The 11884-nt window shown below is 45.3% G+C and carries 5 protein-coding genes; all 5 read left to right on the top strand.

All coding sequences use genetic code 11. From position 1 onward, the window contains the following. Nucleotides 1–418 precede the first annotated feature (418 nt). The 5 genes from rpoB (at nucleotide 419) to fusA (ending at nucleotide 11722) form a co-directional block, all read left to right on the top strand. Nucleotides 419–4024, top strand: a complete 3606-nt coding sequence (gene rpoB / locus ACYQ4S_RS03565; protein WP_346025010.1) for a DNA-directed RNA polymerase subunit beta — start codon at nucleotides 419–421, stop codon at nucleotides 4022–4024. A gap of 131 nt (nucleotides 4025–4155) precedes the next feature. Then, a complete protein-coding gene (rpoC, locus tag ACYQ4S_RS03560; RefSeq protein WP_459769378.1) occupies nucleotides 4156–7794 on the top strand; it encodes a DNA-directed RNA polymerase subunit beta' in 3639 nt (1212 codons plus the stop codon). A 346-nt stretch (nucleotides 7795–8140) separates the two neighbouring features. After that, entirely contained in the window at nucleotides 8141–8551 is a 411-nt protein-coding gene (rpsL, locus tag ACYQ4S_RS03555) for a 30S ribosomal protein S12 (protein ID WP_459769377.1), read from the top strand. A 483-nt stretch (nucleotides 8552–9034) separates the two neighbouring features. Further along, nucleotides 9035–9505 (top strand): 30S ribosomal protein S7, encoded by a 471-nt coding sequence (gene rpsG / locus ACYQ4S_RS03550; protein WP_091265310.1) that lies wholly within the window; start codon nucleotides 9035–9037, stop codon nucleotides 9503–9505. A 129-nt stretch (nucleotides 9506–9634) separates the two neighbouring features. Continuing rightward, nucleotides 9635–11722, top strand: coding sequence for an elongation factor G (gene fusA / locus ACYQ4S_RS03545; RefSeq protein ID WP_346025013.1), 2088 nt, complete (start codon nucleotides 9635–9637; stop codon nucleotides 11720–11722). Nucleotides 11723–11884 lie beyond the last annotated feature (162 nt).

Genomic DNA, 11884 nt, shown 5'->3' with positions numbered 1-11884 from the left:
CTGAAAAGGGCGTTCTATTTGTGTGTCTTCTTACAGTGTTTCAAAGAAATTCATACCAGTGTTCCATTGCCTTCCTCCTACATGCTCGATTTAGAGGCTGCCCTGACGTAAAAAGGGCAAATTCAAACTTGACAACCACTTGCTTTTTGTGTAAACTTAATAGACGCTAAACAAAGTATGAAAATAAAACCCGTACGAAATATTGTCCGGACGCGGTTTTTGGAGCAAAACAAAAGAATGTGTGATGATTCAGGATGATTCTTTCACGACTCTTTTGTATTTTTTTTGGTCAAAAACAGGGTAAACGCCTTGTTTTTAAACGTTTGTTAACAATTGTAACGCAATTGTAATATAAGAAGCGGATGATCAAATACAGCAATTGCTTTTGATTATGACGGCTAGTGATTATTTATGAGGGGTGAAGAGGTTGGCAGGCCAAGATGTGAAATACGGCAAGCACCGTACACGTAGAAGTTACTCACGAATTAAAGAAGTATTGGAATTACCGAACCTAATCGAAATTCAGACAAACTCTTATGACTGGTTTCTTGAAGAAGGATTGAGAGACATGTTCAAGGACATTTCTCCTATCGAAGACTTTTCAGGTAATCTGTCACTTGAATTTACAGACTATCAGTTGCAGGAACCTAAATATTCAGTAGATGAAGCGAGACAGCATGATTCTAACTATTCAGCTCCACTGTACGTCAAACTGCGCCTGATCAATAAAGAAACAGGCGAAGTAAAAGAGCAGGAAGTATTCTTCGGAGACTTCCCACTGATGACCCAACAGGGAACATTCATCATCAACGGAGCGGAACGTGTTATCGTTTCTCAGCTAGTCCGTTCACCTGGCGTTTATTTCAGCCCTAAAGTTGAAAAGAACGGCATGGAAGGATTCGGATCTACTGTCATTCCTAACCGTGGCGCATGGCTGGAGTATGAAACGGATTCTAAAGGCTTGTCCAATGTCCGTATCGACCGTACCCGTAAAATCCCTCTAAGTGTACTTGTTCGTGCACTGGGATTCGGATCGGATGATGAAATTCTGGATATTTTCGGCTCGAACGAAAGTCTGGTAGCTACTCTAGAAAAAGATATTCACAAAAACACTTCGGATTCCCGAGTGGAAGAAGCACTGAAAGATGTTTACGAACGTCTGCGTCCAGGAGAGCCTAAAACGGCTGACTCTTCAAGAAGTCTCCTGACTACACGCTTCTTCGACCCTAAGCGTTATGACCTGGCTCGTGTCGGACGCTATAAAATGAACAAGAAACTGGATCTTAAAATCCGCCTGATGGGTCTGACATTGGCTGAATCACTGGTTGACAGTGAAACAGGCGAACTGCTGGCTAAAGAAGGTACACTGATCAACCGTGAAGTCATGGACCAGCTCGGACCACATCTGGATAACGGACTGAACGCAGTGACGCTTTATCCATCCGATGAAGGTGTCGTGCCTGAACCGATCGATCTTCAGATCGTTAAAGTCTACTCTCCGAATGACAATGACCGTGTTGTCAATGTCATCGGAAATGCGAATCCTGACCGTGAAGTGAAATACATTCTTCCGGCGGACATGATCGCATCCATGAGTTACTTCTTCAACTTACAGGAAGGCATCGGCGAAACAGACGATATCGACCACTTAGGAAACAGACGTATCCGTTCAGTTGGGGAACTGCTTCAGAATCAGTTCCGTATCGGTCTGTCTCGTATGGAACGTGTGGTTCGTGAGCGTATGTCCATTCAGGACACATCTACGACAACACCACAGCAATTGGTCAACATTCGTCCAGTTGTTGCGTCCATCAAAGAGTTCTTCGGTTCTTCACAGCTGTCTCAGTTCATGGATCAGACGAACCCGCTTGGCGAGCTGACACACAAAAGACGCCTGTCTGCGTTAGGACCTGGTGGACTGACGCGTGACCGTGCCGGATATGAAGTCCGAGACGTTCACTACTCCCACTATGGACGTATGTGCCCGATCGAAACACCTGAGGGACCAAACATCGGGCTGATCAACAGCTTGTCCACATACGCTAAGATCAACGAGTTCGGATTTATCGAAACACCTTACCGTCGAGTGGATAAAGAAACTGGACGCGTAACTGGTGAAATCGACTATTTGACTGCAGACGAAGAGGATCTTTATGTTGTTGCTCAGGCCAATGCGCCGCTTAACGACGACGGATCATTCGTCAACGATCTGGTTCTGGCTCGTACGAAGAACAACAACGAAGAACTGGAAGCCTCTCTTGTCGACTATATGGACGTATCACCTAAGCAGGTTGTGTCTGTTGCGACAGCAAGTATTCCATTCCTTGAAAACGATGACTCCAACCGTGCCCTGATGGGTGCGAACATGCAGCGTCAGGCCGTGCCTCTGATCGATCCGGAAGCACCGCTTGTTGGAACAGGAATCGAGCACACAGCAGCGCGTGACTCTGGAGCAGCAGTCATTGCAAGACATTCAGGTACTGTTGAATACGTTGATGCGAAACAGATTCGTGTCAGACGTGAAGATGGTGCACTGGATAGTTACTATGTAGCTAAATTTAAACGTTCCAATGCGGGAACATCCTACAACCAGCGTTCACTGGTACGTCATGGTGAACAGGTTGACAAAGGAGATATTCTTGCGGACGGACCTTCTATGGAAAATGGTGAAATGGCGCTGGGACGCAATCCGCTTATTGCCTTCACGACATTCGACGGCTATAACTTTGAAGATGCGGTCATCATGAGTGAGCGCCTGGTCAAAGATGACATCTATACATCGATCCATATTGAAGAATATGAATCTGAAGCCCGCGATACGAAACTAGGCCCTGAAGAAATCACCCGTGAACTGCCTAACGTTGGCGACGACGCACTGAAAAATCTTGATGATCGTGGAATCATCAGAATTGGTGCAGAAGTCCATGATGGAGACATCCTTGTAGGTAAAGTCACACCAAAAGGGGTATCTGAGTTATCTGCGGAAGAAAAACTATTACATGCGATCTTTGGAGAAAAAGCACGTGAAGTAAGAGATACATCACTAAGAGTGCCTCACGGTGGTGGAGGGATCGTTCACGACGTGAAGATCTTTACTCGTGAAGCTGGAGACGAACTATCTCCTGGCGTCAACTATCTTGTTCGTGTCTTTATCGTTCAGAAACGTAAAATCAACGTCGGAGATAAAATGGCCGGTCGTCACGGAAACAAGGGTGTTGTATCCCTTATTCTTCCAGAAGAAGACATGCCGTTCATGCCGGACGGTACACCTGTCGATATCATGCTTAACCCGCTTGGGGTACCATCACGTATGAATATCGGTCAGGTCATCGAACTGCACATGGGAATGGCCGCACGCAAGATGGGCATTCACATTGCAACGCCGGTATTTGATGGAGCCAATGAAAATGAAGTCTGGGAAACGATCAAAGAAGCCGGTATGGATGACGATGCCAAAACGGTACTGATCGATGGACGTACAGGGGAGCCGTTCGACAACAAGGTCTCTGTCGGAGTCATGTACTTCGTCAAACTGGCCCACATGGTCGACGACAAACTGCACGCCCGTTCAACTGGACCATACTCTCTAGTTACGCAGCAGCCGCTTGGTGGTAAAGCCCAGTTCGGTGGACAGCGTTTCGGAGAGATGGAGGTATGGGCACTGGAAGCATACGGTGCGGCTTATACCCTTCAGGAAATCCTGACATACAAATCAGATGATGTTGTCGGACGTGTGAAAACGTACGAAGCCATCGTCAAAGGTGAAACCATTCCAAAACCTGGTGTACCGGAATCATTCCGAGTACTTGTCAAAGAGCTTCAGTCATTGGGACTGGATCTTAAAGTACTGGACATCAACGAAGAAGCCATCGATCTTCAGGATTCAGATGAAGACGATGAATTCGGAAATGTCGATTCACTTGAAAAGATGAAAAAAGAACAGGACGAAAAGCGTGCTGAAGAAGCAAGACTGAAAGAACAGGAAGAAGCCCTTGCTGAGTCACAAGAGCAGGAGCAGGAGTAAGTCAGAAACACATTAAAAGACAGAAGTGAGAGGACAGAAGATGATACAGCATTCTTTCCTCTCCTTCATCTTTTCGCATGTAAGAGGAGCACTAGGGCAGCTCTATAATCTACTAAAGGGAGGTAGCCCCTTTGATCGATGTAAATAAATTTGAAAGTATACAAATAGGTCTGGCTTCACCGGACAAGATCCGCAGCTGGTCTTACGGAGAAGTTAAGAAACCTGAAACAATCAATTACCGCACACTGAAACCTGAAAAAGACGGACTGTTCTGTGAAAGAATATTTGGACCGTCAAAAGATTATGAATGTTCATGCGGGAAATACAAACGTGTCCATTATAAAGGGATCGTCTGTGACCGTTGTGGCGTAGAAGTCACTAAATCTAAAGTTCGCCGTGAACGTATGGGTCACCTTGAACTGGCAGCACCTGTCACACACATCTGGTACTTTAAAGGTATCCCGAGTCGTATGGGACTTGTACTGGATATGTCGCCACGTGCGCTTGAAGAAATCATTTATTTCGCTTCATATGTTGTCACTGATGCTGGGGACACACCACTTGAGAAGAAACAGCTGATGACTGAACGCGAATACCGCGAACGCCGTGCACAGTACGGAAACAGTTTCCAGGCTGAAATCGGTGCGGAAGCGATCAAGACATTATTGAACGACGTAAATCTTGTGGAAGAAGTCGAAGAGCTGAAAGAACTGCTTCAGACGGCTACAGGACAAAAACGTACTCGTGCGATTCGTCGTCTGGATATTCTGGAAGCTTTCAGAAATTCAGGAAACGATCCGGCATGGATGGTCATGAACGTTGTACCAGTCATTCCACCTGAACTGCGTCCGATGGTTCAGCTTGAAGGTGGACGTTTTGCAACGAGTGACTTGAACGACTTGTACCGTCGTGTCATCAACCGTAACAATCGTCTGAAACGCCTTCTGGACCTGAATGCTCCGCATATCATCGTTCAGAATGAGAAACGTATGCTTCAGGAAGCTGTCGATGCACTAGTTGACAACGGCCGTCGCGGACGTGCAGTGACTGGACCGGGTAACCGTCCACTTAAATCTCTTTCTCATATGCTGAAAGGGAAACAGGGACGTTTCCGTCAGAACTTGCTGGGTAAACGTGTCGACTATTCTGGTCGTTCCGTTATCGTTGTTGGACCAAGTCTGAAAATGTACCAGTGTGGCCTACCTAAAGAAATGGCAATTGAGCTGTTCAAGCCGTTTGTTATGAGAGAGCTGGTCGCAAGAGAAATTGCAAACAACATCAAGAATGCGAAACGTAAAGTTGAACGCATGGACGAAGAAGTCTGGGCTGTACTTGAAGATGTCATCAGAGAACACCCTGTTCTTCTTAACCGGGCGCCTACGCTTCACCGTCTGGGTATTCAGGCTTTCGAACCTGTACTTGTTGAAGGAAAAGCAATCCGTCTTCACCCATTAGTGTGTGAAGCATACAACGCCGACTTCGATGGAGACCAGATGGCTGTTCACGTTCCATTAAGTGACGAAGCCCAGGCTGAAGCACGTATTTTGATGCTTGGCGCTCAGAACATCCTGAACCCTAAAGATGGGAAACCCGTTGTAACACCTTCACAGGATATGGTACTGGGTAACTACTACCTCACTATGGAAGATGCGGGTAAAATTGGAGAAGGCATGATCTTCTCAAGTCAGTCTGAAGCGATTCAAGCTTATCAGACCGGATATGTTCATCTTCATTCAAGAGTAGCGATCCATGCATCTGCGCTGCCTGAAAAGCCGTTTACTGAATGGCAGAAGGACAAGTACCTTGTTACAACAGTCGGAAAACTGATTTTCAATGAAATCATGCCGAAAGAGTTCCCGTACTTGAATGAACCTTCTCAGGACAACCTGGAGAAACAGACTCCGGATAAATATTTTGTCCCTTATGGAACGGACATCAGAGAGCACATCAAGAATGCTGAACTTGTGCCACCGTTCAAGAAGAAAAACTTAAGTAACGTCATTGCTGAAGTCTTCAAACGATTCCAGGTCACTGAAACATCAAAAATGCTGGATAAAATGAAGAATCTTGGCTACAAACACTCAACTAAATCAGGAATCACTGTCGGAATCGCCGACATTTCTCACCTGAAAGAAAAAGGTGAGATCCTGGATCAGGCACACAAACAGGTGGACCGCATCAACGCGTCTCACCGTCGTGGTCTGATAACTGAAGAAGAGCGCTATACTGCAGTCATCGATGTCTGGACGAAAACAAAAGATACCATCCAGGAACACTTGATGCGCTCATTGGATAACCACAACAACATCTTCATGATGAGTGATTCCGGTGCCCGTGGTAACATCTCCAACTTTACCCAGCTTGCTGGAATGCGTGGACTGATGGCGGCTCCGAGTGGTCGTATCATGGAACTGCCGATCACATCAAACTTCCGTGAAGGGCTGTCCGTTCTCGAGATGTTCATCTCTACACACGGTGCCCGTAAAGGAATGACCGATACGGCGCTTAAGACTGCTGACTCCGGTTACCTGACTCGTCGTCTGGTAGATGTAGCTCAAGACGTCATTATCCGTGAAGAAGATTGTGGCACGAAACGTGGATTGGACGCTGAAACACTGAAAGACGGCAACGAAGAAATCGAGCCGCTTGAAGAACGTATCATCGGACGTTATGCACGTAAGACAGTCAGACATCCGGAAACAGATGCCGTACTCGTTAAAGAAAATGACCTAATCACTGAAGATATCGCTAAAGTAATCATCGAATCAGGAATTGAAAAAGTAACAATCCGTTCCGTCTTTACATGTAACACTAATCATGGTGTATGTAAGAAATGTTACGGACGCAACCTGGCAACTGGCCGTGAAGTCGAAGTAGGAGAAGCAGTTGGTACAATTGCTGCTCAATCTATCGGTGAACCGGGTACTCAGCTGACCATGCGTACGTTCCACACAGGTGGAGTTGCTGGAGATGATATCACTCAGGGTCTTCCTCGTGTTCAGGAAATCTTTGAAGCGAGAAACCCTAAAGGTCTTGCAACGATTACTGAAGTAACTGGGGAAGTCGTTTCTATAGAAGAAAACCCTAGCGAAAGAACCAAAGAAGTGACGGTTAAGGGTGCAACAGATACCCGCAGCTACACTCTGGCAATCAATGCCCGTCTACGTGTGAAAGTCGGCAGCTTTGTCGAACGTGGAGATGCATTGAGTGAAGGATCGATCGAACCTAAACAGCTTCTTGCAGTAAGTAACGTCATTAAGCTTCAGAACTATATGCTTAAAGAAGTACAGTACGCTTACCGCAGTCAAGGGGTTGAAATCGGTGATAAGCACATCGAGGTAATGGTTAGACAGATGCTTCAGAAAGTTAGAGTGATGGATCCAGGTGATACGAGCATCCTGCCAGGTAGTCTGGTAGATGTTGCGGACTTCAAGGAAGCCAACAGATCGACATTATTATCTGGTGGACTTCCAGCAACAGCTCGTCCAGTTCTTCTGGGTATTACCAAAGCGTCACTTGAAACAAACAGTTTCTTATCTGCTGCATCATTCCAGGAAACAACTCGTGTCCTGACAGATGCTGCGATAAGAGGTAAGAACGACAAACTGATCGGTCTGAAGGAAAATGTCATCATCGGTAAATCTATTCCAGCCGGAACAGGTATGAAGGTGTACAATGACATGAAACCTAAAGAAGTAGGCGTCGTCAGCGAAAATGTCTATAGCATCAACGAAGACGTTCAACCTGCAGATCAGACTACAACAGAGTAATTAAACTAGAAGGAAGTCAGGGCAGCTTCAGGCTGCTCTGATACACCCTTCTGATAAATAAATTATTTCCCAACAGGTTATTGACATAACCGTCCCTGCGTGGTACTATGCTAGAGGTGCTTTTGTGTTCCGATTCTTGTGCTGGAGTGATCCGGCCTGATTGAGTTAACAGTCGTGCTGACTGGTACGCAAGAGACAAAATTAAGCCATATATCAAGAAGGTTTCTGGCAATGGAAAGCCGTCGCATTAAGCGATTATTCTTTTTTGCCCAAAAAGGAACCGCCTGGATGTGTGGACCTAGAAAAGCAAGTATTACACAGTAAACATGGAAGGAGGAAACACAATATGCCTACAATGAATCAACTGATCCGTAAGCCTCGTAAATCTAAAACAAGTAAATCAGAGTCACCTGCGTTGAATAGAGGGTACAACACTCAAAAACGCAAACAGACGACAGTATACTCTCCACAAAAACGTGGTGTTTGTACTCGTGTGGGAACAATGACTCCTAAAAAACCTAACTCAGCTTTACGTAAATATGCTCGTGTACGTCTATCTAACATGATCGAAGTAACAGCATATATCCCAGGTGAAGGTCACAACCTTCAGGAACACAGCGTGGTACTTATCCGTGGAGGTCAAGTAAAAGACTTACCGGGTGTACGTTATCACATCGTTCGTGGAGCGCTTGATACGGCCGGAGTAACAGACCGTAAACAAGGTCGTTCTAAATACGGAACTAAGCGTCCTAAATAAGTAAAATAAAAGTGGAGTGAAGCGTTAAGCTCAGCCTGACATCCACCTGGAAAATAGCAATAGAGGAAGGTCGCATAAGCCTTGCTTATCGACATAACTAATCTGTAAACGGCTAAAGCCGAAACAGCTTCGTCAAGCAAGTCGAAGACTGCACAGCGAATTTTCAAGGTGAATGGCACGGGGAGCTGCTGAACGAAACTGGATAAGTAAAAGTGGAGTGAGGCGTTAAGCTCAGCCTGACATCCACCTAGAAAATAGCAATAGATGAAGGTCGCATAAGCCTTGCTTATCGACATAACTAATCTGTAAACGGCTAAAGCCGAAACAGCTTCGTCAAGCAAGTCGAAGACTGCACAGCGAATTTTCAAGGTGAATGGCACGGGGAGTTGCCGAACGAAACTGGATAAATAAAAGTGGAGTGAGGCGTTAAGCTCAGCTTCATAAAATAACTCGAAATTAATATTCCCGAAAGGAGGAATTTGAATGCCTCGTAAAGGTCCTGTAGCAAAACGTGATGTATTACCAGATCCAATGTACAACTCTAAACTGGTTTCCCGTCTGATCAACCGTTTGATGGTTGACGGTAAGCGTGGAAAAGCATCAACGATTTTGTATGATGCATTTGATCAGATTAAAGAAACAACAGGAAATGATCCTATGGAAGTGTATGAACAAGCACTGAAAAATATCATGCCTGTATTAGAAGTTAAAGCTCGTCGTGTAGGAGGGTCTAACTACCAGGTTCCTGTAGAAGTACGTCCTGATCGTCGTACGACTCTGGCACTTCGCTGGTTAGTAAACTATGCTCGTCTACGTGGAGAAAACACCATGGAAGACAGACTGGCTAAAGAAATCATGGATGCAGCAAACAACACTGGTGCTGCTGTCCGTAAACGTGAAGAAACTCACCGTATGGCAGAAGCGAACAAAGCGTTTGCTCACTACCGCTGGTAAGATAATCAGAGCAGTCTTCGATCGCATGGAGTCGATTCGTGCGACGGAAAAACTCTGTATCTTCATTGACAGTTATCCGAGGATCATGTCAGAATGATCCAAATTTACTAAAGAGAGGTGTAATGATTAGTGGCCAAAAGAGAATTTCCTCTAAAGAGAACCCGTAATATCGGAATCATGGCGCACATCGATGCTGGTAAAACAACCACGACTGAGCGTATCCTTTATTACACTGGCCGAATCCACAAGATTGGTGAAACGCACGAAGGTGCTTCACAGATGGACTGGATGGAGCAGGAGCAGGAGCGTGGAATCACAATCACTTCCGCTGCAACAACTGCTCAGTGGAACAACCACCGTGTACACATCATCGACACTCCTGGACACGTGGACTTTACCGTTGAGGTAGAACGTTCACTACGTGTACTTGATGGAGCGGTTGCTGTACTGGATGCACAATCAGGTGTTGAACCACAAACAGAAACAGTATGGCGTCAGGCAACTACTTACGGCGTACCTCGTGTTGTTTTTGTAAACAAAATGGACAAACTGGGAGCTGACTTCCTGCACGCGAATGAAACCCTTCATGACCGTCTACAGGCTAACGCTCACCCAATCCAACTACCGATTGGTGCTGAAGATGACTTCAAAGGTATCATCGACCTAGTTAAAATGAAAGCATTCATGTACGGTAACGACCTTGGAACTGAAATAACTGAAGAAGATATTCCAGCTGACATGGTTGAACTGGCTGAAGAATGGCGTACTAAACTAGTTGAAGCTGTTGCTGATCTAGATGAAGAGATGATGATGCGTTACCTTGAAGGAGAAGAAATCTCTGAAGAGCAATTAAAAGAAGGTATTCGTAAAGCAACTCTAAGCGTTGAATTCTATCCAGTACTAGTTGGGTCTGCTTTCAAAAACAAAGGGGTTCAGTTACTTCTGGACGCTGTAGTAGATTACCTGCCTTCACCACTTGATGTACGTGCCATTGTTGGTCACAAACAAGGAGATGAGACTGCAGAAGTCAAAGTAGAAGCTGGCGATGATCAGCCGTTTTCTGCATTGGCATTTAAAGTTATGACTGACCCATATGTTGGTCGTCTGACTTTCTTCCGTGTCTACTCAGGTACTCTTGAATCTGGATCTTATATCCTGAATGCGACGAAAGATTCTCGTGAACGTGTGGGACGTATCCTTCAAATGCACGCGAACTCTCGTGAAGAGATTTCAGAAGTATTCTCTGGAGATATTGCTGCTGCTGTTGGTCTTAAAGATACAACAACTGGGGACACACTATGTGACCTTGAGAATCCGGTAATCCTTGAATCAATGGAATTCCCTGAACCAGTTATCCAGGTTGCTATTGAACCTAAAACAAAAGCTGACCAGGATAAAATGGGTCTTGCACTACAGAAACTAGCTGAAGAAGATCCAACTTTCCGTGCTGAAACTGATCACGAAACAGGCGAAACGATTATTTCCGGTATGGGTGAACTTCACCTGGACGTTATCGTTGACCGTATGAAGCGTGAATTCAAAGTTGAAGCTAACGTTGGAGCACCTCAGGTTTCTTACCGTGAAACATTCACTAAACAAGTACAAGCAGAAGGTAAATTTGTTCGTCAGTCTGGTGGTAAAGGACAATTCGGTCACGTATGGATCGAGTTCACACCAAACGAAGAAGGCGCAGGTTTCGAATTTGAAGATGCTATCGTTGGTGGAGTTGTTCCACGTGAATACATTCCTGCAGTTAAAGCTGGTCTTGAAGCGTCACTGGAAAACGGTGTTCTTGCTGGATACCCTCTAGTTGACGTTAAAGCTAAACTTTACGATGGATCTTACCACGATGTCGACTCAAACGAGACTGCATTTAAAGTTGCTGCATCACTGGCACTTAAAAATGCTGCTCAAAAAGCAGGCGCAGTTATTCTTGAGCCAATGATGGCTGTTGAAATCACTGTACCTGAAGAATACATGGGAGACATAATGGGTCACATTTCTGCTCGTCGCGGAAATATCGAAGGATCTGAACAGCGTGGAAACGCAACTGTTGTTAAAGGACAGATACCGCTAGCTGAGATGTTCGGATACGCAACAACGCTACGTTCTGCTACTCAAGGACGTGGAACATTCACAATGCAGTTCGATCACTACGAACAAGTGCCTAAGAGCATTGCGGAAGAAATCATCAAGAAAAACGGTGGAGAAGCTTAATCAGCTCTTTCTGAGGCAGACGCTGCTGCGCCTAGTCGTAACTTGACTGGACAGCAGGTCTGATCTACCAAATCGATTGATTTTATACCGGCCTACCGGTATAATTAACTAGAGTAAATAGGAATAGAAAATACTATTTTCTATTTTAAAAAAAGAAGATAA

It is taken from the genome of Alkalibacterium sp. s-m-28 (genome assembly GCF_054658175.1).
Note: the sequence above shows the minus strand (reverse complement) of the source record. Positions and strands in the feature narration are given on the sequence as shown.